The following is a 23,416-nucleotide window of genomic DNA, read 5'->3' as shown; positions in this document are numbered from 1 at the left end:
CGATCCTTTTACGAATAACTCTTTGGGAACTGGTTTCATTGCTGATCCAATCTGTAAAAGAAACGGAGGGATAAAGATAGAAATCCTATATTTAATTTTGATCTACGCCGTACTGTCATCGATCTTCCTATTCGGGGCTATCACTTTTGGAAAAAAGTTGAATTGGGAACCCAAATCGGCCTATATTTTGGCTAGTATCCTGGATAGTGTTTTGCTTATCATTTTAATCATTTTGTATTTAATTTGAAACATTTTGACAAAAAAGACCTCACATCACGAGGTCTTTTTCTTTTGTGTTCACTCTTTGATTTCAAAAACACGGAACATCTGCCCACGGATCCCCATATGTATAATGTGAAATCACCTTTGAAAAAAGCATGAATACCTTTGAAAGGGATGAGCAATGTGTATCACTACATGTATCCTCCTTATCCGTATCCTTATTATGCTCAAATGCCTGATCCGTCCAACCCCAACAGGGTCCGGTTCGAAGATCAGGGAAAAAAACCTTTTGTCATCAATATCGAACAAGCGGCTGAACAAAACCAAACGTTTCGCACGGCCATCTGGACGGGAGATCATTTGCAGGTGACTTTGATGAGCATTAACCCCGGGGAAGATATCGGCCTGGAAGTCCACCGCAATGTAGACCAGTTCTTGCGCATTGAAGAAGGCCAGGGCTGGGTGCAAATGGGACCGCAAAGAGACCGGTTAAATTTCCAAAGAGCCGTATTTGAAGATGATGCCATCATGGTTCCGGCCGGCACATGGCACAACATTATCAATACGGGATATCAGCCTTTGAAACTCTACAGCATTTACGCCCCGCCGGAGCATCCGTTCGGCACGGTTCACCGGACCAAGCGGGATGCGATGGAAAGAGAAAGATAATTTTCCCCAAATAAAAAACAGGCCACCATGATAAGGTGGCCTTACTCTTGTCAATCTTTCATAGTCTGTTTCTTCTCTGTGGCACGGTTTTAAAAGCCAGCCAACTCAACAGGCAAATGATCAGGCTGGGAAAGGTAACATGAAGCAGGAAGGCCGCCAGGCTCAGTCCGGTGTAAATCAACAAACCGCCGCTTAAAAACTGCAAGACGATCAGGATTAACATGGCCCGGCAGATGCCCCACAAATCCTTTCTTTCCTGACGCATCCGGTAAGCCAACACGCTCAGCCGGAGGATCATCAAAAGAAGGACAAAACCTGAAAGGCGGTGAACCCAGTCAATCACCAGCGCATGCCGGGCGATTTCATAAGGTTCCGTCGGCACCGGCCATCCTTGAAAGAAAGAACCGGAACCGGTAAATGAGACATACGCCCCGAAGTACACCACGAAGAAGAAATATATCACCGCGAACCAGGCCCATTGTCCCAGCTTTTTCATCCCGGCCGGATCCGCTTCCTTTTGGTGGCGTGACGGGTCCACCTCGTTTCGGTACAACCATCCCGTCCACAAAAACAATCCCACCACCGAAGTGAGAGCCATCCCCATATGAAAAGCCAACACCCACGGCGGGTTGTCAAAAAGAACCGTCAACGCGCCCAATACCGACTCCCCGATAAATCCCGAAAAACAAATGCCGATAATGATTCGCATCGCTTTCCGGTCCCGGTATCGTGTCCAGGAGAGGACGGTCAACACGATCAAGAGAATCATGTCAACCAGGACACTCACCCGGTGGGTGTATTCAATGGCAACATGTTTATCCCATTTGCTTGGAATCCATTCCCCGTTACAGAGGGGCCACTCTTCGCCACAACCAAAAGTGGACCCTGTCTTGGTGTCGACAAAACCAATGAGATTGACCAAAAACAACCCGATCAGCGTGATGAGCGCCAACGAATAAAGTTTTTTCCGATGGCGGAAAATGGTTGCCGTTTGCATCCTCTCCCTCCCTTCTTAGAAAAAAAGGAGAAATTTTATATCAATACATCCATGGCCATGGCAGCAAACAAAACCGTCAAATAAGCCAATGAAGCCCGAAAAGCCCGTCTTGCCCACAGGATCTCATCATCCGCTTCCCGCCACATCCGAATCTGGACCGCCAAAAAAGCCAATCCGGCCAGGACGGCCGCGACCAGATAAAAACCGCCAACCGCTCCGGTCATCGCCAATCCCAAAGTGGCAGGCAAAAGAAGCACCGTATAAACCAAACATTGCCGTTTTGTGACACGAAAACCCCGGACTGCCGGCATCATGGGAACGTGCGCCAAGCGATACTCCTCATTTCTCACCATGGCCAGCGGCCAGAAATGAGGCGGCGTCCAAACGAAGATTATGGCAAACAACCACACGGCTGTCCAACCGATTTCCCCCGTCACCGCAGCACATCCCACCATGGGGGGAAGCGCGCCGGCTCCGCCCCCGATGACAATGTTGAGCGGTGTTCTCCGTTTCAGCCACACCGTGTAGATCATGGTGTAATACAAGTAGCCGGCCAGCGCCAGGAGGGCGGAAAGCCCGTTGACGAAAACGGCCAACCAAATCAGGGACAACATGCCCAGACCCAATCCGAACCAAAGCGCGGATTGCGGACGGATCCGCCCGGTGGGAAGCGGTCGATGGATGGTGCGTTCCATCAGTTGATCCATGTCACGGTCGTACCACATGTTAAAAGCGGATGCCCCCGCGGCACACAACGCCAAACCGACCGACATATGAACCAAGGTCCAAACCTCCGGCCATCCCCCCTCGGCAACGATGGCGGAACAAAGCGCCGAAAAAACCATCAGGAGTACAATCCGCGGTTTGGTCAAGGCCACATACGCCTTGACCTTATTGATCACCGCAGGAAGCAACCGGGTGTCTGATGAAACCGCATGAACCGATGGAGCCGGCATTTTCCTCACCCCTTATTAAAAGTAACTGAAGGTCATCACCCAAATGGATCCGGCTATCACGGCAAACGTAAACACAAATCCCAGCGAAATGGCGATGGTATGATAAGCCGGCCCTTTTTTTTCATTGATGTGCATAAAGAAAACCAACTGAATCAAAATTTGCAAGGCGGCCAACACCAGCAAGACCGTCAAGGTCCCAACCATGGAAAGCGGGGAACGGACGGCAACCCCGATGGCCAAAAACGTGAGCACGATCGATCCGATAAATCCGATCACATGAGACCAGGGGAAACTGCTTGTTTTTTTCATTCAATCACCCCCACCAGATAAACCAGCGTGAAGATCAGGATCCACACCACATCCAAGAAGTGCCAGTAGAGTCCCGCGTTTGTGAATTTTCTTGCCGTGGCCGGATTGATGGATTGGCGCTTCAGCTGAACCATCACAGAGGCAAGCCAACCCATGCCCAGACATACGTGAAGTCCGTGGGTTCCAAGCAGTGTATAAAATCCGGACAAAAACGCGCTCCGCTGCATGGTGGCCCCTTCGGCAGCGTATTTGACAAACTCACTGGCCTCAATCCCGACAAACGCCAATCCCAAGGCGATCGTGGCGGCGATCCACCCGATCATGGCATTCAACCGGTGGTTTTTCATCGCGTGCATCGCCAAACCACATGTGAAACTGCTGGTCAAAAGCAGGATGGTTTCCAGCGTGAACAGCGGAATTTCAAACAGTTCGGCCGCGGACGGGCCCCCGTCGGTATGCGTACGCAAGACAAAATAAGTGGCGATGATGCTGGCAAACAGCACCAAATCCGACGCAAGGAACACCCAAAAGCCCAGAACATAACGGTCTTGATCCTCGTGATGTTCATGGTCATGCGCTTGGTGATCCAAAACAGCTTGTTGTTCCGTCGCTCCCATTTACGACACCCCCTTGGCAGTCGCTTTTTTGATTTCATCGACGGGAATGAAATAACCCTCATCCTTTTCCAACGAGCGCCACAACATACATGCAATGATCCCGATCAACCCGATGACCGCAATGGTGAATTGACTGAACACCAATCCGAATCCGCCGATAAAGAAGGCGATCGACATGAGGAACGGAATGGGCGTATTTTTCGGCATGTGGATCGGTTTGAGTTTTGAACCGGTTTTCAAACTGTCCCGGTTGCCCCGTTTTTTCTCCCACCAGGCGTCAAAACTGCCCACTTCCGGGATTTGGGCAAAGTTGTAATGCGGTGCAGGGGAAGGAATCGACCATTCGAGGGTGCGGCCGTCCCACGGATCTCCGGTTGTGTCCAACTCTTTATGGAACAAGCTGTAGACAATTTGAGCACCGATGAACAAGAAACCGGCTCCCATCATAAAGGCACCGATGGTGGAGACAAAGTTGAGATCTCCCCAACCCGATTCAGCCGGGTAAGTGTACACGCGCCGGGTCATGCCCATGAATCCCAAAGCGTATTGCGGCATGAAGCAGACATAAAAGCCGATGTTAAAGAACCAGAATCCCCATTTTCCAAGCTTCTCGTTTAATTTGAACCCAAACACTTTCGGCCACCAGTAATACATTCCGGCCAACAGTCCGAAGACGGCTCCTCCGATCAAGACTTGATGGAAGTGGGCAATGAGGAAATAACTGTTGTGGAACTGATAATCCGCCGGTGCCATCGCCAGCATGATTCCGGTTGCCCCGCCCACGACAAAGCAAGGAATGAAAGCAAGTGCCCACATCATCGGCAGGGTCAGCCGGATGCGTCCTCTGAACATCGTAAACAGCCAGTTAAACACCTTCACACCCGTCGGAATTCCGACCGCCATGGAAGCGACGGCAAAGAAACTGTTGACTCCGGGGCCGGCCCCCATCACAAAGTAATGGTGTGCCCAGACGAAGTAACTGATCACGCTGATAAGCATCAGCGACATCACCATCGATTTGTAACCAAAAATGCGTTTCTTGCTGAAGGTGCTGATCACTTCCGACAAAATTCCGTAAACCGGCAGGATGGCAATGTATACTTCCGGGTGACCCCAAATCCAGAACAGGTTGATATACATCATCGGGTTCCCGCCGCCATCCATCGTAAAGAAATGGGTATCAAAAATCCGGTCCAACCCGAGAAGCGCCAAAGCCACGGTCAAGGCCGGGAAAGCGAAAATAATGATGATGCAAGACCCGAGAACCGACCAGGGAAACAGCGGCATTTTCATCAAGGTCATGCCGGGTGCCCGCATTTTCAGGATCGTGACGATAAAGTTGACACCGGTTGCAATGCTTCCGATTCCTGAGATCTGGAGCGACATCAGGTAGTAGTTGATTCCGGGGCCCGGACTGAAATCCACTTCGGATAACGGCGGATAAGCCACCCATCCGGCGTCCGGCGCACCGCCCAGGATAAAGGAAAGATTAAACAGCATCGCACCGAAGAAAAACAACCAGAAACTGAGTGCGTTCAAGAAAGGAAATGCGACATCGCGTGCCCCGATTTGAAGGGGAACCGCAATGTTCATCATGGCAAAGATCATCGGCATGGCCACAAACAAGATCATGATCGTTCCGTGTGTGGAAAAAATTTCGTTATAATGTTGCGGATCGAGAAAGTGCATATTGGGCGCCGCCAGCTGAATCCGCATCAACAGCGCATCCACGCCACCGCGGAACAACATGATCAGGGCGCAGATCAGATACATCACCCCGATTTTTTTATGGTCCACCGTGGTCAGCCATTCGCGCCACAACCAGCCCCACTTTTTAAAATATGTCAGCACAAAGATGATCCCGAGCAGAACAACCAAGGAAGCAACCGCTGACATTTGAATCATGGGGTGGGCGTTTTTCAGGTAATCAACGATTTGCTGAATCACTGTTGGATCCCACCTTTCCGTTATTCATGAACAGGTTCATGGCGAACGTCCATATCATGTTTGTCCCAATAGATTCCTCCGTTTTTATCCACGATTTGTTTGTAAAGTTTGGGCGGATAAGACGAGTACGACTGCTCTTTTGCCAAACCCGGCTGTTTCAATTGATCATATTTTTCTCCTGTGAAAGCAGGTGCGGATTTCTTCACGCTTTCTGCCCATGCATCGAATTCCGCCTGCGGTTTGGCAATCACTTCAAAATTCATGTGGGCAAAGCCTTTTCCGGTAAAGTTGGCTCCTTTTCCTTCATACACACCGGGTTTGTCGGCTTGCAACCAAAGCGGCATCTCCATTCCCGGCATGGTGTACAATTGCCCGCCCAATTCCGGAACCCAGAAGGAGTTCATGGGGGCATCTGAAGTGAGCACAAATTGAACCGGAACCCCTGCCGGAACGGGTGCATGGTTCACCGTGGCAATGTTTTGTTCCGGATACAAGAAAAGCCATTTCCAGTCCAATGAAACCACTTCAATGGTGATCGGCTTGTTCGGTGAAGGTTTTTTCGTCAATCCATATGTGTCCCGAACCGTTGCCACACTCAAGATGGCGACAATCACCACCGGAATGGTCCACCAGATGATCTCCATGATTTTGCTGTCATCCCACTCCGGACGGTAGGAAGCTTTATTTCCCGGTTTGTCCCGATACCGGTAAACCACATAGAAGAAGAACAGCATCACCGGGATCACAATCAAAGACAGCATGAGAACGGACAACTTGATCAGATCATACAGAGTCATGGCGACCGGTCCGGACGGATTAAACATGACATAACGGTCATCGCATCCTGTCAGCAATAAAATGAGAACAAATCCCGGTACCGGCAAAAGCTTTCTCAGTCTGTTGGATGCCCGCAATTTCTTCAACAATTCTCCCTCCCATAACACTTGGAATGTCACTGGCTGATGAGTCCAATTCTCCAGATTTTGTGACAAACATCACAAATGAAGGGTTCATAAAAATGATTCATGTCCTTGTGTCTCTGGTATGAATTCCTCCTGCCTGTATTTCATTTTTTTGTTACACCTTCACTTTAAACGGGGCGTTGCGCCGCTTTTGTGATTCACATCACATAACGGATGTCGTTCACAAAATGGCGACAAAATGTTTGACACTTTGTCAATTTCTTTTCTTTGCCAAGGCTTATAAGCTCTGCAAACAAAAAAACCACCCGTATCGGGTGGTTTTCATTTTCCCGTCATGAACCGGCATCCATGGTGTCAAGCGGGCGAAAAGCTTCATAATGAATGCGGCTTTCATCCACATTCATCTCTCGGAGCGCCGAATAAACAACTTCCATAAACGGAACCGGGCCGCACAAATAAAAATCGGCACCGGTATGGTCCACCACGGACTCCAGCCACTTTTTGTCAATCCATCCCTCTTTGTCAAAGGATTTTTCCGCTCGGTCCTCTTCGGTCGGCGATTCATAAATCACATAAGATTTCAGCCGATCACAAGTTGCCGCCAAACGGGCCACATGCTCTTTCATTGCATGGTGTTTGCCGTTTATGGCCGCATGAATGCAGGTTACATCCCGGTCCGGCTGTTTTTCCACCAAGGTGTTCAACATGCTCATGAGGGGAGTGAACCCGACACCTCCGCTGATCAACACGACCGGGTTCGTGGATTCGGTATCCAAAACAAAATCACCAGCCGGCGAACTGAATTCAAGCACATCCCCTTCCTGCACCTGTTCATGCAACCAGGTGGAAACCACGCCGGGAGGATTTCCATCCCGGACATCTTCCCGTTTCACGCTGATCCGGTAGGTGTCCTTTCCGGGAGCATCGGACAAACTGTAATGGCGGTGATGCATGTATTTTTCACCCGGAATCTTTGCCCGGATGGTCAGATACTGTCCGGGACGGAATGAAGCAAGGGGCTTATTGTCTTTGGGTTTTAAATAGAAGGAGGTGATCACCTCGCTCTCCTTCACTTTTTTCACCACCACAAATTCCCGGAAACCTTCCCAATTGCCTTCTTCCGATTCCGTTTGTTCATACAACTTTTGTTCGATTCCGATGAATTGATTGGCGATGTAATCATAGGCCTTCACCCAAGCCTGGATAATCTCATCCGTCGCTCCGTCCCCCAACACATCTTTGACAGCCTCAATCAGCGTTTCGCCCACCACAGGATATTGTTCCGGTTTGACCCCGAGCGCCCGGTGTTTATGGGCGATTTTCATGATGAGTGGTTGGATGTCCTCCAAACGGTCGATATGCTCCCCGCTCACATAGACGGAATGCGCCAAGGAACGTTGCTGCAAACCGCGTTTTTGGTTACTGTGGTTAAAAATATGGAGCAACTCCGGATGACGGGTGAACAATAATTCATAAAACCGTTTTCCGATCGCTACACTGTTTTCTTTCAGTACCGGAGCCGTTGTTTTAATGATTTCCATCGTTTTTGCATCCAGCATTTATAAAAAGCCTCCTCCAGCAAAAATCCCCTTTTATTTTAGGCAACCATTCATGCTTCCTTGTCGTGTGTTTTTCTTCATCCCGACAACATAAAAAATAACAAATTATATAAAATGATTTATTAAACATTATAAACATTGTCATATGAACAAAATGTGATCTGGATCACAAAAATGCAGGTGTTCACAGAACGTTGACAGAACCGAAAACGCTTTGTTGTTGACGAACGGGGAACGCATCCCTTTGAATGAAATTAAACACCATTTATTTTCATTTCTGGAGGCGGTAACTATGAACCGCAAGGTTGAAATCTTGAAACGGGTGCCTCTCTTCCGGGACCTGAACATCGAAGAGCTGGAGAAAATCGCACAAATCACCTCCTTGAAGGAATACCCCAAACATTCCACCATTTTTATGGAAGCGCAACCAAGAACAACGGTTTACTTCATCGAGTCGGGAGTCATTAAAGTCACCAAAGTGGACAATCAAGGAAACGAACAAGTGATTTCGATCCTCCAAAAAGGCGATATGTTTCCTCACGTGGGTTTTTTTGACGACTCCCCCTACCCCGGAACAGCACAAACCATCCAAAACAGCAAACTCCTGGCGATCCCTATCCATGACTTTGACCGCCTGCTGGATGCCAATCCCCAAATCGCCAAATCCGTCATGAAAATCATGGCCGTTAAAATTTTGCAACTGCAAAGGCGCCTTCAGGAAGTCATTTCCGGCGATGTTTATCACAAAGTGGTCATGACTTTGCTGAGGCTCGTCGATGAATACGGCGTCTCCAAAGACAAAAGCATCTTCATTTCCCTGCCTTTAACCCACCAGGATTTTGCCAATATGCTGGGATTGTCGCGGGAATCCGTCAACCGGGGGTTAAACCAGTTAAAAAAGGAGAACTTGATTGATGTGAGCCGGAAAGGAATCAAAATTCTGGACTTGAAAACCCTGCAAGACAAACTCTCGTGATCTTTTTTGTGAGATATATCACATCACATGCCCCGAATCTATGCCATACTCAAATTAAGTTTTGAAAGAAGGAGGCTCCGCCTGTGTCTTTGGTTGAAATCAAAAAAGAAGGACCGATTGATAAAGGAGTCACTCGCAACAAAGTACTCGACTTTGATCAAGGAATGGCGATCAATCTGCAAATCAAAGCCGGGGAAACCGTCCCCCGCCATCATGCCAATACCGATGTGATTGTTTATGTGGCAAGCGGGGAAGTCCTCTTTGGTGTGGAAGAGAATCGGCACCATATGAAAGAAGGATCGTTGCTGCATTTGAAACCCTTTGAAAAGCATGACATTGAAGCGCTTCAGGATGCGAGCCTGCTGGTGTTTAAAATCGGCTCCAACCCCCGTTGCAGTTTATGATCATAAAAAACGGACGGCCCTTAAGCCGCCCTTTTTTATTGTCCGGAAACCGCATAAAAACAGCTCCACATACAAAAAGTTGCCGGCAGCTTTTCCTGCCGGCAACCCTCTGCGCTTACGAACCGAAAAATTCTTTTCGCAGAAAATGGTATAATCCATTCTCGTCATACGGAAGTTCCGTCACTTCATCCGCATTCTCTTTGATTTCATCCGCTGCGTTTTGCATGGCCACCGCACGGGATGCCAATGCAAACATCGAGAGGTCATTTTCGCTGTCGCCAACGGCCATCAAATGGGCAGGCGCAAGTTGATATTCTTTTAACACCAAGTTCAACCCGTATGCCTTCGAAACCTGGTCAGCCATGATTTCACAATTATGCTTGGAAGAAGACAAAAGGGTAAACGGCGTGCGATTTTTCATCTGCTCCAATTCATTTCGCCATTTCCGGATATTCTCCGGTTCCATGCTGAAAAAATAAATTTTGACGATATCTTCATCCACCAAATGATCCAGCCAAACCATTTTTTCTTTTAAAGCGGCTTTCCGGGAGAGCCATTCATTTGCAAACAATGTGTCAGGCTTTTCCCGGAACACTTCCTCCATCATCCGCTCTTTCTCTTTTGCCAGAGCAAAACGGACGCCTTCTGCCGTGTGAACTTCATAATAGATGTTCTTTTGTCCGGCTTGAAAAACGGCTTCTCTCACGACGGACGGATCCAAAGTGCGGCGGGAAATGATCCGGTCCCCGATATAAGTCACCGCCCCGTTGGCTGTCACCACCCCGTCGATTTCCAGATGTTCCGGAAGAACCCGCCGGACTTCGGGAAAGGTCCGTCCGGTCGCGACAAAAATCCGGATCCCCTTTTGCTTGAGTTGTCTGAACAGATCAACCAATTCCGGCTCCACCTGACTGTTTACATTTAACATCGTCCCGTCCATGTCCAGTGCAATCGCTTTGATCTCTGCCCGGTTTCTTTCCATGGCCCTCCCCTTTCTCATTCCTGTTTGTACATACATGCTATCATACACATCCCCGGCGGTTTCCTCAACTCCGCCTCTTCATCCCCGGCACCTTCCCCCGCTTGTCATCAATCATTCTGCTTGAATTTCGTTTGTGTTGCAAACTTATTTGCGATGTCAAGAAAGTTGAAACGCATTTTGAGAACGGACGTTGCCGCTTCGGTTGCTTCCGTCCGTTCTCTCTTTGAAAATCGCCATCCCTTTCGCATCAGCGTTTGTTTCAAAACAAAAAACATCCAAGCCTTTTCAGGCTTGGATCCAAAATCCGGGCCAAACGTCATTTTAATTCCGGCCAGTATCCCCGGTTGGCCTCAATCAGGTCATCCAGCACTTTTTTCGCCACTTTGGCACTGGGGACGGTTTTGGACAGGGTCAAAGCCTGCCACAATTTTTGGTAACTGCCTTCGATGTAGGCTTGCACCACCATTTTTTCCACGGTAACTTGTTGAAGCATCAAAGCTCTTTGGAATTCGGGAATTTTTCCCTGGCTGAGCGGTTCCGGGCCGTCGGAGCCGACAATGCACGGGACCTCAACCATGGCATCATCATCAAAGTTGGCAATGGCACCGTTATTTTCGACAATCATAATCATCCGCTCATGGGTGTTAAATGCAATGGCCCGGGCCAGATCGACGATGAAGGTTGCATGGCTGCCGATGGCAAATTCACTTCCTGCCGCCGTCCCTTTTTCAATGATTTCTCTGGCGGTGGAAAAGACTTTCTTCTCCCTCCCGTCCATCACTTCATTGGCCCGCGTGTATTTGGGGTTGGAACTTTCAACCACTTCATCGGGATAGAAATAATATTTTAAATACGTGTTGGGCAAAAACCGCGGGTCGACCGCCAACAAATCTTTCGCTTTTTTATGCGTTTCCTGCCAGCTGGGATCCATGTGCTGGGTATCGACTTCGATCTGGGTCAAATACCCGTTTTCTTTCACATATTCGCGGATTTGCGGCAGGTATTCATTGCCTTCCTTGTCTTTGACGCTGGTCCACCAACCGAAGTGATTCAACCCGAAATAACGAACATCCAACTCTTTCGGCGTTTTGCCGATAATCTGGGACATTCTCCGGAGGGTTCCCACCGGCATGTCGCAAATGTTCAGCACTTTGGCATTCGGGCGGAGAATCCGGCAGGCTTCGGCCACGATGGCGGCCGGATTGGAGTAGTTTAACATCCACGCATCCGGGGAGTATTTTTCCATCCAATCGATTAATTCAATCATCGGTCCGATGCTACGCATGCCATAAGCAATGCCTCCGGGACCGCACGTTTCCTGGCCGACCACCCCGTGTTTGAGCGGAATTTTTTCATCCAGCTCGCGCATTTCATATTTCCCGACCCGGATGTGGGCAAAACAGAAATCGATGTCCGTGAATGCTTCTTCCGGATCGGTGGTGTAAGTGTACTCGATCTCCGGCGCACGTTCGTTCAACACGATTTTCAAGGCTTCCCCGATCATGTGTTGCCGCTTTTCATCGTTATCGTATAATTTCAATTTCCGGATCGGAAACGTTTCCAAATGATCCAACAGCATCATGACGATTCCCGGTGTATAAGTGCTTCCTCCGCCTGCAATCACAATGGAAAACTTTTTCATCACCATCTCTTCCTTTCTGTGAGTCATTCTTGACCGGCGCGTCCCAAATACCGGTCCACGGCTTTCCGGATGTTTGTCACCTGCAATCCGTAAACCACCTGCACGTTTTGGTCGCGAATAATCACTCCGCTGGCACCGGTTTCATTTTTCAAAACCGTTTCATCCACCTTTTCCGGATGAACCAATGTCAGCCGGAGACGTGTGTAACAATTGGTCACCGCTTGGATGTTTTCCGCCCCGCCGAGCGCGCGGACAATGACACCGGCCACATCGGATGTTTCCTTTGAAGCTTGTCCTACGGTTTGGGTTTGTTTCTTTTTCTCCTGGTAATCTTTTTTGGAATAGAGCCGGACTTCTTGTCCTTTTTCTTCCCGGCCGATCGTTTGAAAATTGAATTTGACGATCAGGAAACGGAAAACCACGTAATAAATGACAAAGAACATCAGTCCAACCAACACATACATTGGCCAACTGGTTTTCTGGATACCCAGCGGCAGGTTGTACAGCAAAAAGTCAATCATCCCGTTGGGCCCGATGGCGCGCACATCCAGCAGGTTGAGAACCACCATGCTGAGCACGCTGAATACGGCATGCACCGCAAACAACAACGGCGCGACAAACATAAAGGAAAATTCAATCGGTTCGGTCACCCCGGCAATGAAGGAAGTAAACGCCGCCGGAAGCAACACCGCTTTGGCCTTGGCTTTGTTTTCAGGTTTGGCCGTGTGGTACATCGCCAGGCACGCCCCGATCAACCCAAACATCTTGGAAATCCCGCGCGCATCCCAGATCACGCTCTCCGAAAGCCGGGTAACCCCCGGATGAGCAATCTCCGCATAATAGATGTTCCGGGCTCCTTCATAAATTTGTCCGCCGACTTCGGCCACTCCCCCCAGTGAAGTGTACAAAAACGGGGTATATACCAGGTGATGCAATCCGGTCGGGATGAGCAAGCGTTCCAATGCCCCGTACAAAAAGATCCCAAAACTCCCGCTCCGTTGAATCAGCGTCCCCAAGCTGTTGATCCCGCTTTGGAAAAAAGGCCAGATGTACATCAAGACCCCGGCCAGCAACACCACCGCCGGAATCAGGAGGATAAAGACGAAACGGGATCCGCCGTAAATTTGAAAAGCGCCTTTGAATTCCGTATCGATCCACCGGTTATGAATAAAAGCGGTTACAATTCCGAGAATGATTCCCAAAAAAACGCCCATATCCAGAATTTGCACGCCCAAAACCAGGGTTTGCCCCGTTCCTTGCAGCGATTCCGCCTCCACCAACAATCCGCTCAATTCCATAAACTTATTCATCGCGTGAACAAAGACCAAATAACCCAGCAAGGCGGTGAATCCTGCGACCGGCTTTTCTTTCCGGGCCAGGCCGACCGTGATTCCCACACAGAAAATAAGCCCCAGATTGCCCAGAATGGAAACCAGGGATCCGGCCAATATGGAGCCAAATCCGGTTGTCACCGGGTTATTCATCAAAGGAACGGTTTCCAAGAGTTTGGGATTGGTCAACAAATTTCCAAGTGCGATCAATATCCCCGCAATCGGCAGAATCAGGACGGGAATAAACATCGCTTTGGAAAACCGTTGCATGGCTTCCATCAGCTTTGCCTTCATGGTGACACCTCCAGTTCAGTGGTTCGGACTTGTCTCCAGTTTATAGAGAAAGCGCTTTCTTGTATATGTTTTGACAAACGAAAAAAACGTGTTTCACAAGTTGAAACACGTTTCATCCGCCTTTGGGTGACATCCGGTCGAAATACTCTTTGAAAATCAGTTCAAACAGCATCAGCAACCGGGGAAAAAAGATGTTTGGCAACATATTCCGGTCATCCAGCTCATAATTATCCACGATTTTAAAATTGAGATCCGAAAGTTCGGCTGCCCGGTTCTCCGTTTCTTTGGTGAACGACACGGTAAAGATTTGATGTTCTCTGGCCGCCTTCAGTTTATCAATCACCAGCTGGGTTTCGCCGGATTTGGAAATCGCCACCAACGCCCCGATGTCTTCCAAATTGTTTTCAAACACCCCGACGGAGTCCGTCCCGCTGGCAATAATCGTCTTCTTTCCCAACACCAACAGCTTTTTATACAAATATTCCGCCGCGATCGCAGAAAATCCGGTGGCATAAATAAAAATCAATTTTTTCCGCAAATGAAGCACCCGATCGATAAACCGTTCAATATCGTCCATGGTGTTGAACTGAAAAAAATCTTGCGGACGGATTTCCGGAAAGTCTTTCATTCTCCCGCCCGGCCGGACTTCCATCTTTTTCACTTGCGGCAGAAGCTGGTAATACATATCGACAAACCCGGTATAACCCAACTTTTTGGCCAAACGGATGACTGTGGCGGGCGAAGTGTAATTGGCTTTGGCCACCTTGCGGACGCCCATTTGCAAGACGGTGTCGATATGTTCAATGATGTATTGCAAAATTTGTTTATCCAATTCCGTCAGATTTTTTCCATGAAACATTTTGCGAAGATCGATCAAGGGCTTTCAGCTCGCTTCATTCCAATTTTTTTCATTATAGCACAATCTTATGCCCCGCCGCTTGGCAAGGAGCCGACAAAAAAAGCACCTGCCCGCGGGTGGAACAGGTGCCGGAAAACGAAAAAATCACCACCAAGGGGAACATTGGGTTTCCAACTGATAATCCTCATCGTAAACACAAACTCTGAACGCCCTGTCCAAACTGTTGGAAGCCGGATAGGCCCATGTGAAATTTCCGGCACCGCTGGCTGTGCGAAGCGCGCCGTTTCCAACGGTATACACCGTGGACCGGTTGGCAGTGCAATTGGCATCTTCCAGCCAAGCCCCTTGAAACGTACAAGCCAGGGCTCCCGCCTGATTTCCAGATGCTTTTGCCGTCACCGGTGCCCCTGCCAGACACAACGTAAAAGCCATTCACCGTTTCGCTCCCTTCATTTCCGGATACATCCCCGATATACTATTCCGAAAATGAAGAAAAAAATGTTATGCCCCCGGGTTCCACCGGGGGCTTTCGGTCAATACAAATGCATATATTGTTCGCGTTCCCAAGGATGGACATTGGTCCGGAACATATCCCATTCAATTTCCTTGGCTTCCAAAAAGTGCGAAAGCGCGTGTTCACCCAATGCTTCCACCATGACCGGATTGTTTTGCAATTCAATCAAGGCTTCTTTCAAGCTGGACGGCAGATCTTCGATGCCGGCTTCACGCCGTTCTTGTTCATCCATGACATAAATGTTCCGGTCCGTTTGTTCCGGAAGCGGGAGCTGATTTTTGATTCCGTCCAATCCGGCTTTTAACATCACCGCCAAAGCCAGGTAAGGATTGGCCGCAGGGTCGGGGGAACGAACCTCAATACGTGTGCTCAACCCGCGGGAAGAAGGAATCCGCACCAAGGGACTGCGGTTTTTCGGCGACCATGCGACGTAACAAGGCGCTTCATAACCCGGAACCAGCCGTTTGTAAGAGTTGACAATCGGGTTGGTGATCGCTGTAAATGCACGGGCATGCTTTAAAATCCCCGCCAGGAAATGCCGGGCGGTTTCACTCAGGCCCAATTCATCGGAAGGATCATAAAAAACATTCTCCTTGCCGCGGAACAGCGACATATGGCAGTGCATACCGGAACCGCTGACACCATAAAGCGGCTTGGGCATAAAGGTCGCATGCAATCCATAGCGGCGTGCCACGTTTTTGACCACCAGCTTAAATGATTGGATATGATCGGCCGTTGTCACCGCATCCGCATATTTGAAGTCGATTTCATGCTGCCCGGGTGCCACTTCATGGTGGGAAGCTTCAACCTCAAAGCCCATTTTGTCCAGCGTCAACACGATATCGCGACGGCAGTTTTCCCCGAGATCCACCGGAGCCAAATCAAAGTATCCGCCTTTGTCATTTAAATTGAGTGTGGGCTCTCCGTTTTCATCGGTTTTGAACAGGAAAAATTCCGGTTCGGTTCCCACGTTGAAAGAGGTGAATCCCATTTCTTCGGCTTCTTTGAGAACACGTTTTAAGATACCACGGGGATCCCCTTCAAAAGGCGTTCCGTCGGGATTGTAGATATCACACATAATCCCGGCCACTTTGCTGCCGTTCACGTCATTTCCCCACGGGTAAATCACGAATGAATCCAAATCCGGATAAAGCAGCATATCCGACTCCTCGATTCGCACAAACCCTTCAATGGAGGAACCGTCAAACATCATTTTGTTGTCCAATGCTTTTTCCAATTGGCTCCGTGGAATTTCCACATTTTTAATGGTTCCCTGCAAGTCGGTAAAAATCAGACGGATGTAAGCGACATTTTCCTTCTCCACAATTCGCATAATGTCTTCTTTGGTATGCTTCGCCACAGTTCGTTCTCCCTTCTGAAAAATTGTTCAGTGTCGGAAAAAACGGCTCAACTCCCCGTAATTAAGCGGAAGCCGCCCGGGACGCCCGGGTTGGATGATCTGTCTTTTCAAGAGGCGTCTCAATTCTTTTTCCGACAGCTCTTTTCTTGCCTTACGCTCTTCTTTCTCCGCTTCCTGAACCCGTTCAGACTGACTGAAGAGTTCCCGGATTCCCGCGATGTTGACCCCTTTTTCCAGATAGGACTTGATTTTCAGCAACCGATCAACATCATTGAAAGAAAACAATCGTTGGTTCCCTTTGGTTCTCTGGGGACGGATCAAGCCTTGTTGTTCGTAATAACGGATTTGTCTCGGACTCAGCTCCGTCAGTTTCGTCACGATCCCCATCGAAAAAAGCGGCATGTTCCGTCTTTTTTCATCACGAAAATCCATGGGAAACGCTCCCTTCATTTTCGGGATTGTTACCTCATAATCCTATTTTATTCATGTCAGCTTTTTTAGTCAATACATGTCAGGTTTTCTGACATCATTTCAGGCGGGTATAAAAAAATCGTTCTCCCCGGAGGAAGAACGATTTTTCATCAAAACAACACCAACACCAAAAACCAGATAATCAATCCGGTCATGACAATCAATTTCATCAAAATCCCGCCCAAAAAACCGACCAAGGTCCCATAGGCGATATAAAGTGCTTTGGAAAAAGATTTTTTAAGCAGCAATTCGAGTACAAACACACACAAAAAAGGTCCGACAATCACGCCGACCGGCCCCATGATAAACGGGAAAAGAACGACCCCCACAATCGCGGCGGTGACGGAAGCCGCGTTGCCGCCGTATTTTTTCACCGCCACACTGCTGGAAAAATAATCAACCAGAATCAGCAAGATGGCAAGGATCAACGTGGTAATCCAAAACCCGAACCCCAACGGTTCGGAATCGATCAAAAAGTGATAAACCGCAAACCCTGCAATCATCAGCGGGGCATCCGGCAAAGCGGGAGCAACCAGGCCGACATAAGCAAGAATAAAGAGCAAAATAATAATTGCCCACCAAAGCATGTCCATATAACAAGCTCTCCCTTCACACCTGCAATTTCCCATGCATCTGTCCGGTTTCCAACATGAAATCCATGGCTTTTGCCATACCGATCTTCACATGCGAATAGGTGAGGCCTCCCTGCATGTAAGCAATGTACGGTGCACGGAGGGGCCCGTCCGCCGACAACTCGATGCTGGCGCCTTGCACAAACGTTCCGGCCGCCATGACCACTTCGTCCTCATAGCCCGGCATCAGAGAAGGCACCGGCAAAATATGCGCATCAACTGGCGATGCCGATTGAATCCCCTGGCAAAAAGCCACCAGCAACTCCGGCGTTCCCAGATACACTTGCTGAATGATATCCGTGCGCGGCTCTTCCCATCCCGGCGTGGTTTGAAAACCGGCTTCCTCCAGAAATGCCGCGGCAAAAACAGCTCCTTTCAATGCTTCGGCAACCACGTGTGGAGCCAAAAACAATCCTTGATAATAATCGTGCATATAGCCGTGGGTTGCTCCCCCTTCGATCCCGATGCCGGGAGCCACCAGCCGGGATCCGGCTCTTTCCACCCATTTTTCCGCTCCGGCGATGTATCCCCCGGACTTCGCAATCCCTCCGCCCGGATTTTTGATTAAAGACCCGGCAACAAGATCCGCTCCGACTGCAGTCGGTTCTTTGGACTCGACAAACTCCCCGTAACAATTGTCCACAAAAACAACCGCCTGCGGACAGATTTCCCGGATTTTCCGGATCATCGTTTCAATCTCCCGGATGGAAAAAGACGGACGGTCGGCATAACCCCGGGACCGCTGGATGGCAACCATCCTGGTTTTCGGGCCGACCGCTTGACGAAAGGCGGCCCAATCAATCCGGTTTCCTTCCGCAAGCGGGATCTCCCGGTATTCAATGCCGTAATCCCTGAGTGAACCGGAACCGTCTTTGCATGAACCGATCACCTGATGCAACGTGTCATAAGGACGGCCCGTCAAATAGATCAGCTCATCCCCCGGACGCAACACCCCGTACAAACAAGCGGCAATGGCATGGGTGCCGGAAATGATGTTTGGACGGACCAAAGCTTTTTCTGCGCCGAAAACCCGGGCAAATACCGCTTCGAACGTTTCTCTGCCCAGATCATCATACCCGTAACCGGTTGAAGAATGAAGGTGAATTTCACTTACTTTCATTTCCCGGAAGGCTTCCAGCACCTTCCACTGCATGAAATCGGCATTTTGACCGATCTTTTTAAGCACCGGTTCAATCTTTTTCTCTGCAGTTTGGACTTTTTCTTCAATCCATGCTCCATGTTTCAAAGTTTCAAACACAGTCATCATTCCTGTTACTCGTTTATTGGATTTGAATCCGGCTTTTCAACTCCCCGGGCAACTGTTCAAAATCAGCGGGAGAAAGACGAAACTTTATGACCATCATCAAATCGTCCGTATTCGATTCTATCATTTCCGCTTTATGATGCAACAGAGAAATCCAGTCACCCCTCATGACCGGGATTTCCACCTGACCAATGATCATCTCTTGTTGCAATGCCTGCTCCACACGTGCTTTCAACCGGTCCAGATCTTGTTCGTTGAACGCAGAGATCATAAGGTGATCCGGATCCCATCCTTCGGGCAGTTCCCGCTCCAGCCGGTCCGCTTTGTTCCAGACCATTAAAACCGGAATGTCCGCCGCATTCAGATCAGCCAACACCTGCTCCACGGCCTCCACCTGCTCTTCTGCTTCCGGGTGGGAAGCATCCACCACATGCAACAACAAGTCCGCTTCTTTCACCTGTTCCAACGTCGAGCGGAAAGCGGCGATCAAATGGTGCGGCAGTTGCCGGATAAAACCGACGGTATCGGTAAGGATCACTTCCTTGCCAGAGGGAAGCACAAGCTGGCGGGATGTCGGATCCAATGTGGCAAACAACCGGTTTTCGGACAGCACGCCCGCACCCGTCAGTTGATTTAACAATGTCGATTTTCCGGCATTGGTGTATCCCACCAACGCCACCTGCGGGATGCCGTTCTTTTTCCGGCGTTCCTGATGCAACCGGCGGTGTTTTTTAATTTCCTCAAGCTGTTTGGTCAGAACACTGATTTGGCGGCGGATGTGACGGCGATCCGTTTCCAGTTTCTTTTCACCGGGACCGCGGGTTCCAATGCCGCCGCCCAGACGGGACATTTCTTTCCCTTTTCCGGCCAGGCGGGGCAGCAAATATTTCAACTGCGCCAGTTCCACTTGGATTTTTCCTTCTTTGGTCCGGGCCCGCTGCGCAAAAATATCCAAAATTAATTGCGTGCGGTCAATCACTTTGCAAGGCATCAACCCCTCCAGGTTTCGAAGCTGCGCAGGGGAAAGCTCCTGGTCAAAGATAACCAGGTCCGCTTCGTTTTCTTCCACCATGCGGGCGATTTCTTCTGCTTTTCCCCGCCCGATATACCAAGCCGGGTCAATCCGGTCCCTGAATTGAAGCACCTGGCTGACGGGAACCGCTTGCGCCGTTTCCGCCAGACTCTTTAACTCTTCCAAGGTGGAGCGCAAGGACCATTCCTGTTTTTTCGTGCCGCACCCCACCAAAATCGCTTTCTCTTTTCCTTCCAACTCCTGAATACGCACTCAACCCTTTCTTATACCAAATACTGATAAGGCATTTTTTCATTATACCATGAACCGTTTTTCATATCGTCAAACCGCAAATCCTCACTTCTTAACGTCATTAATTCCTCTCTGGTCACATGCGATTTTTTCATCAGCCGCACCGCTTGATTCCGGATCGATTTTTCAATTAAATTGCGGACGTACCGGGCATTTCCAAAACCGGCCTTGGCAACGTGGAGTTGTTTTTGCAAGTGGTTTCGCAATTTATCTTTGGCCGGCCGGGATAAGAAATACTCCCGCTCTTGAAGCATCTGCCCGGCTATCTTCATCAATTCATCCAATTTGAAATCCGGAAAATGAAGATGAATCGGAAAGCGGGAAGGAAGGCCGGGATTCAAACGCAAAAATGCGTCCATTTCATTGGGATACCCCGCCAAAATTAATATGAAGTCATTTTTATAGTCTTCCATTGATTTGACCATCGTATCAACGGCTTCTTTGCCGAAATCTTTTTCCCCGCCCCGCGCGAGCGAATAAGCTTCGTCAATAAACAAAACACCGCCCAACGCCCTTCGCACATGTTCTCTTGTTTTTTGCGCCGTATGGCCGATATACTCGCCCACCAGATCCGCCCGTTCCACTTCGATCAAATGCCCTTTGGACAGCACGCCCATTTCCTTTAATAACCGGCCTAAAATCCGTGCAACCGTGGTTTTCCCCGTCCCCGGACTCCCGGAAAAAATCATGTGCAACACTTGTTGTTCGGCGCTTAAACCGGCCGCTCTCCTCTGTTTCCCGATTTCCAGCCATGCATAAATCTCTTTGATGAACTCCTTGATCTTATCCATCCCCACCAGCCGGTCCAATTGTTCAAAACACTCCTGCAAAGGCCCCGGTTCACCGCCCGGACAAGCCGGTTTCAACGGCTCCACCCGCGACGAAAGCGCGGGTTTTCTTTCCGGATGGTCAAAAACAACATGAATCTGATGCTTGGCGTTTACTGTCATCACCCTTCTGCTCATCGTTTCACCTCTTCGTCCTTATTCGCTGATCCCAGTATACGCATCCGCCCATTTTTTGGTGAAAAATCGCGTTGAATACGGCATTTTCAGGGTTTGATGGTGACAAGAGCCGTCCGGCCCCTTTACGGACTCTGTCAAACCTGCGGCAATAAAAAAAGCTGCCGGCCGGTTTGGTCAGCAGCAAAACAAGTCAAACGAACAACTCAGCTTTCTCTTTCTTCACTGGCGGGCATCAAAGAAACGGGACGTGCAGGGGTGAACGTGGAGATCGCATGCTTATATACCATTTGTTGCTTGCCGTCACTGTCAATCACAATGGTGAAATTGTCAAAGCCGCGGATCACGCCGCGCAATTGAAACCCGTTCACCAAATAAATGGTCACTGGTACTGATTCTTTACGGATTTGGTTGAGGAATGTATCTTGAATATTGATTGTTTGTTTCAAAACCCGTACCTCCTATGTATTTACATTTAACGTTATTGTACTTTATTCTCTGGCCAAAGGAAACTTTCCTGCCACCAGTTCTTCAATTTCTCGAAAAGATTGGGAATTTGTCACATCAAACCAATGAATTTCTTTTAAACGCCGAAACCAGGAGAGCTGTCGTTTCGCGTATTTTCGCGATCCGCGCTTGATGTGATGAATCGCTTCATCCAAAGTGATTTCGTTTTTCAAATAACTTACAATCTCTTTATACCCGATTGCCTGCATGGAAGTCAAATGAAGCCCGTATCCTTGCTCCCACAGTTTTTTCACTTCATCCACCAAGCCTTTTTGGATCATCTCGTCCACCCGCCGATTGATCCGCTCGTACAATTGTTCCCGCGGCATCGTCAGCCCGATCCACAACACGTCATAAGGCGAAGTTCCTTTTCCTTTCAGCTCGGAAAACGGCTTTCCAGTAACATGATAAACTTCCAAAGCCCGAATCATACGTCTGAGATCATTGGGATGCAATTTTTTGGCCTGGACCGGGTCCACTTCTTCCAACCGCCGGTGCAACGCTTCGTTGCCTTCCCGCCGGGCAAACGCATGCAATTCTTCGCGCAGCTTTGGATCCTCTTTGACATGGGGCATCAGATAATCATGGACCACCGCTTCGATGTACAAACCGGTTCCCCCCACCAGCATGGGCAGATGCCCGCGCCGGTTGATCTCGCTGATTTTTTCCCGTGCCAGCTGTTGATATTCCTGAACCGAGAAATTTTGATCCGGCGGGAGAATGTCAATGAGATGATGGGGAACCCCCTCCATCTCCTCCGGCATGATTTTGGCTGTCCCGATGTCCATCCCCCGGTAAACCTGCATGGAATCGCCGGAAATAATTTCGCCATGAACCCGTTTGGCCAACCGTACGCTCAAACCGGTTTTTCCGACCGCCGTCGGTCCGACAATGACAACAAGCTTTTCCTTCACCGGTGACCTCCTTTCCGGATCACACCCCAGGCGTAATTGGATGAAGCTTTAACAATCGTAAAGCCCAGCCGTTCAAACTCCCCGCTTTTCGGCCGCTCTTTTAACAAAACAACCCTCCTGGCCACCCGCACGGCTTCTTGCACCGACTCCGGATCCAAGGGTTCCGGGTTGGCCAGGGGTTTTAACATTTGCATGGCTGACGACTGTTTCACCGTTTCCCGGAACATCGGGTCAAACATCACCACATCAAAGGATTGATCCTCCAATTGTTTTAAGTAGGTCTGATAGCGGGCCTGAACAATTTCAACCCTCCGCATCGCTTCATTCAACGCTTTGCGCCCGGTCCGGTATGTTTGAAGGCCGTGTCCGGCGATCGCCGCGATGACCGGCTCACTCTCCAGCGCCACAACCCGGCCTTTTTCCCCGACCACATAACTGGCCACGATGGAATCCGCCCCCATCCCCAAGGTACAATCCAGGACAAAATCCCCTTCTTTCAATCCGGCCACCGAAACCATGCTGTCCGGCTGCCCGGAAGCCAAATGTTTGATGCGAAGGGCCGACATGTTGGGATGAAAAAAGAAGGAATGGCCTTTTTTGTCTTCATAGCGCCATCCCTCTTTGCTGACAATGACCACCTGATCCGATGCCGTCTGCTCGAAAAGCGCTTGAAGAGACCGGCGCCCGCGCCGGACGAACGGCACCTTCCATGCACGGGCCAATTCTTTTGCTTCGTTTGTTTCCTGGTCTCCCGGGTGAAAAGATGTTGTGACAAACAAAA

Annotated in this window: 24 protein-coding genes; 3 read left to right on the top strand and 21 right to left on the bottom strand. The window is 49.4% G+C overall.

Translation table 11 applies throughout. The features are described from left to right. Nucleotides 1–453 precede the first annotated feature (453 nt). Entirely contained in the window at nt 454–891 is a 438-nt protein-coding gene (locus ATH33_RS11000; RefSeq protein WP_049720202.1) for a cupin domain-containing protein, read from the top strand. 58 nt (nt 892–949) lie between these two features. On the opposite strand, the gene ATH33_RS10995 is transcribed toward ATH33_RS11000, so the two are convergent. The 7 genes from ATH33_RS10995 to hmpA form a co-directional block, all read right to left on the bottom strand. Beyond that, the gene (locus ATH33_RS10995) at nt 950–1,888 is read right to left on the bottom strand and encodes a COX15/CtaA family protein (RefSeq protein ID WP_121874411.1); all 939 of its coding nucleotides are present in this window, start codon (nt 1,886–1,888) and stop codon (nt 950–952) included. Between the two features lie 35 nt (nt 1,889–1,923). Then, on the bottom strand, nt 1,924–2,844 hold the full coding sequence (locus ATH33_RS10990; protein WP_082240728.1) for a heme o synthase: 921 nt from the start codon (nt 2,842–2,844) through the stop codon (nt 1,924–1,926). A gap of 15 nt (nt 2,845–2,859) precedes the next feature. Continuing rightward, on the bottom strand, nt 2,860–3,153 hold the full coding sequence (locus ATH33_RS10985) for a cytochrome C oxidase subunit IV family protein (RefSeq protein WP_037996817.1): 294 nt from the start codon (nt 3,151–3,153) through the stop codon (nt 2,860–2,862). Beyond that, nucleotides 3,150–3,770, bottom strand: a complete 621-nt coding sequence (locus tag ATH33_RS10980; RefSeq protein ID WP_049720179.1) for a cytochrome (ubi)quinol oxidase subunit III — start codon at nt 3,768–3,770, stop codon at nt 3,150–3,152. Before ATH33_RS10980 ends, ATH33_RS10985 begins: the two co-directional genes overlap by 4 nt. Next, on the bottom strand, nt 3,771–5,675 hold the full coding sequence (locus ATH33_RS10975; protein ID WP_049720204.1) for a cbb3-type cytochrome c oxidase subunit I: 1,905 nt from the start codon (nt 5,673–5,675) through the stop codon (nt 3,771–3,773). It abuts the gene before it with no gap. Between the two features lie 62 nt (nt 5,676–5,737). Continuing rightward, nucleotides 5,738–6,640: a ubiquinol oxidase subunit II gene (locus tag ATH33_RS10970; RefSeq protein ID WP_037996822.1), complete on the bottom strand. Its 903-nt coding sequence runs from the start codon at nt 6,638–6,640 to the stop codon at nt 5,738–5,740. Between the two features lie 332 nt (nt 6,641–6,972). Then, nucleotides 6,973–8,199, bottom strand: a complete 1,227-nt coding sequence (gene hmpA, locus ATH33_RS10965; protein WP_121874410.1) for an NO-inducible flavohemoprotein — start codon at nt 8,197–8,199, stop codon at nt 6,973–6,975. 292 nt (nt 8,200–8,491) lie between these two features. Here hmpA and ATH33_RS10960 point away from each other — a divergent pair, with 292 nt between their 5' ends. After that, nucleotides 8,492–9,175: a Crp/Fnr family transcriptional regulator gene (locus ATH33_RS10960; RefSeq protein WP_121874409.1), complete on the top strand. Its 684-nt coding sequence runs from the start codon at nt 8,492–8,494 to the stop codon at nt 9,173–9,175. Between the two features lie 83 nt (nt 9,176–9,258). Next, nucleotides 9,259–9,579, top strand: a complete 321-nt coding sequence (locus ATH33_RS10955; RefSeq protein WP_049720180.1) for a cupin domain-containing protein — start codon at nt 9,259–9,261, stop codon at nt 9,577–9,579. 115 nt (nt 9,580–9,694) lie between these two features. On the opposite strand, the gene ATH33_RS10950 is transcribed toward ATH33_RS10955, so the two are convergent. From ATH33_RS10950 to ATH33_RS10880, 14 genes are all read right to left on the bottom strand, one after another. After that, nucleotides 9,695–10,561 (bottom strand): HAD family hydrolase, encoded by an 867-nt coding sequence (locus tag ATH33_RS10950; protein WP_037996830.1) that lies wholly within the window; start codon nt 10,559–10,561, stop codon nt 9,695–9,697. A 316-nt stretch (nt 10,562–10,877) separates the two neighbouring features. After that, a complete protein-coding gene (locus ATH33_RS10940; RefSeq protein WP_206760039.1) occupies nt 10,878–12,209 on the bottom strand; it encodes a 6-phospho-alpha-glucosidase in 1,332 nt (443 codons plus the stop codon). Nucleotides 12,210–12,226: 17 nt separating this feature from the next. Next, nucleotides 12,227–13,828 (bottom strand): PTS transporter subunit EIIC, encoded by a 1,602-nt coding sequence (locus ATH33_RS10935; protein WP_121874406.1) that lies wholly within the window; start codon nt 13,826–13,828, stop codon nt 12,227–12,229. 112 nt (nt 13,829–13,940) lie between these two features. Beyond that, nucleotides 13,941–14,705, bottom strand: coding sequence for a MurR/RpiR family transcriptional regulator (locus ATH33_RS10930; RefSeq protein ID WP_121874405.1), 765 nt, complete (start codon nt 14,703–14,705; stop codon nt 13,941–13,943). A gap of 126 nt (nt 14,706–14,831) precedes the next feature. After that, a complete protein-coding gene (locus ATH33_RS10925; protein ID WP_121874404.1) occupies nt 14,832–15,119 on the bottom strand; it encodes a hypothetical protein in 288 nt (95 codons plus the stop codon). A gap of 101 nt (nt 15,120–15,220) precedes the next feature. Further along, a complete protein-coding gene (gene glnA / locus ATH33_RS10920) occupies nt 15,221–16,561 on the bottom strand; it encodes a type I glutamate--ammonia ligase (RefSeq protein WP_049720184.1) in 1,341 nt (446 codons plus the stop codon). Nucleotides 16,562–16,588: 27 nt separating this feature from the next. Continuing rightward, nucleotides 16,589–16,993 (bottom strand): MerR family transcriptional regulator, encoded by a 405-nt coding sequence (locus ATH33_RS10915; protein WP_121874403.1) that lies wholly within the window; start codon nt 16,991–16,993, stop codon nt 16,589–16,591. A 149-nt stretch (nt 16,994–17,142) separates the two neighbouring features. Continuing rightward, nucleotides 17,143–17,625 carry a DUF456 domain-containing protein gene (locus ATH33_RS10910; RefSeq protein ID WP_037996851.1) on the bottom strand — a complete coding sequence of 161 codons (483 nt, stop codon included), beginning with the start codon at nt 17,623–17,625 and terminating at the stop codon, nt 17,143–17,145. 16 nt (nt 17,626–17,641) lie between these two features. Continuing rightward, on the bottom strand, nt 17,642–18,922 hold the full coding sequence (locus ATH33_RS10905; RefSeq protein WP_037996853.1) for a methionine gamma-lyase family protein: 1,281 nt from the start codon (nt 18,920–18,922) through the stop codon (nt 17,642–17,644). Between the two features lie 22 nt (nt 18,923–18,944). Further along, on the bottom strand, nt 18,945–20,213 hold the full coding sequence (hflX, locus tag ATH33_RS10900; RefSeq protein WP_231564629.1) for a GTPase HflX: 1,269 nt from the start codon (nt 20,211–20,213) through the stop codon (nt 18,945–18,947). Nucleotides 20,214–20,224: 11 nt separating this feature from the next. Continuing rightward, nucleotides 20,225–21,217, bottom strand: a complete 993-nt coding sequence (spoVK, locus tag ATH33_RS10895; RefSeq protein ID WP_037996854.1) for a stage V sporulation protein K — start codon at nt 21,215–21,217, stop codon at nt 20,225–20,227. A 203-nt stretch (nt 21,218–21,420) separates the two neighbouring features. After that, nucleotides 21,421–21,663, bottom strand: a complete 243-nt coding sequence (hfq, locus tag ATH33_RS10890) for an RNA chaperone Hfq (RefSeq protein WP_037996856.1) — start codon at nt 21,661–21,663, stop codon at nt 21,421–21,423. A 42-nt stretch (nt 21,664–21,705) separates the two neighbouring features. Beyond that, on the bottom strand, nt 21,706–22,635 hold the full coding sequence (gene miaA / locus ATH33_RS10885) for a tRNA (adenosine(37)-N6)-dimethylallyltransferase MiaA (protein WP_121874402.1): 930 nt from the start codon (nt 22,633–22,635) through the stop codon (nt 21,706–21,708). Continuing rightward, nucleotides 22,632–23,414: a class I SAM-dependent methyltransferase gene (locus ATH33_RS10880; RefSeq protein WP_037996860.1), complete on the bottom strand. Its 783-nt coding sequence runs from the start codon at nt 23,412–23,414 to the stop codon at nt 22,632–22,634. Before ATH33_RS10880 ends, miaA begins: the two co-directional genes overlap by 4 nt. Between the last annotated feature and the right edge of the window lie 2 nt (nt 23,415–23,416).

This window comes from Thermoactinomyces vulgaris, from assembly GCF_003688725.1.
GTDB classification, from domain to species: Bacteria; Bacillota; Bacilli; order Thermoactinomycetales; family Thermoactinomycetaceae; genus Thermoactinomyces; species Thermoactinomyces vulgaris.
This window is presented reverse-complemented; position numbering and strand designations above follow the sequence as displayed.

What these genes read in the sequence shown, in the direction of transcription:
- ATH33_RS11000 (WP_049720202.1), top strand. Translation starts at nt 454, where the DNA reads ATGCCTGATCCGTCCAACCCCAACAGGGTCCGGTTCGAAGATCAGGGA.
- ATH33_RS10995 (WP_121874411.1), bottom strand. Translation starts at nt 1,888, where the DNA reads ATGCAAACGGCAACCATTTTCCGCCATCGGAAAAAACTTTATTCGTTG.
- ATH33_RS10990 (WP_082240728.1), bottom strand. Translation starts at nt 2,844, where the DNA reads ATGCCGGCTCCATCGGTTCATGCGGTTTCATCAGACACCCGGTTGCTT.
- ATH33_RS10985 (WP_037996817.1), bottom strand. Translation starts at nt 3,153, where the DNA reads ATGAAAAAAACAAGCAGTTTCCCCTGGTCTCATGTGATCGGATTTATC.
- ATH33_RS10980 (WP_049720179.1), bottom strand. Translation starts at nt 3,770, where the DNA reads ATGGGAGCGACGGAACAACAAGCTGTTTTGGATCACCAAGCGCATGAC.
- ATH33_RS10975 (WP_049720204.1), bottom strand. Translation starts at nt 5,675, where the DNA reads ATGATTCAAATGTCAGCGGTTGCTTCCTTGGTTGTTCTGCTCGGGATC.
- hmpA (WP_121874410.1), bottom strand. Translation starts at nt 8,199, where the DNA reads ATGCTGGATGCAAAAACGATGGAAATCATTAAAACAACGGCTCCGGTA.
- ATH33_RS10960 (WP_121874409.1), top strand. Translation starts at nt 8,492, where the DNA reads ATGAACCGCAAGGTTGAAATCTTGAAACGGGTGCCTCTCTTCCGGGAC.
- ATH33_RS10950 (WP_037996830.1), bottom strand. Translation starts at nt 10,561, where the DNA reads ATGGAAAGAAACCGGGCAGAGATCAAAGCGATTGCACTGGACATGGAC.
- ATH33_RS10940 (WP_206760039.1), bottom strand. Translation starts at nt 12,209, where the DNA reads ATGGTGATGAAAAAGTTTTCCATTGTGATTGCAGGCGGAGGAAGCACT.
- ATH33_RS10935 (WP_121874406.1), bottom strand. Translation starts at nt 13,828, where the DNA reads ATGAAGGCAAAGCTGATGGAAGCCATGCAACGGTTTTCCAAAGCGATG.
- ATH33_RS10925 (WP_121874404.1), bottom strand. Translation starts at nt 15,119, where the DNA reads ATGGCTTTTACGTTGTGTCTGGCAGGGGCACCGGTGACGGCAAAAGCA.
- ATH33_RS10915 (WP_121874403.1), bottom strand. Translation starts at nt 16,993, where the DNA reads ATGGATTTTCGTGATGAAAAAAGACGGAACATGCCGCTTTTTTCGATG.
- ATH33_RS10910 (WP_037996851.1), bottom strand. Translation starts at nt 17,625, where the DNA reads ATGGACATGCTTTGGTGGGCAATTATTATTTTGCTCTTTATTCTTGCT.
- spoVK (WP_037996854.1), bottom strand. Translation starts at nt 21,217, where the DNA reads ATGAGCAGAAGGGTGATGACAGTAAACGCCAAGCATCAGATTCATGTT.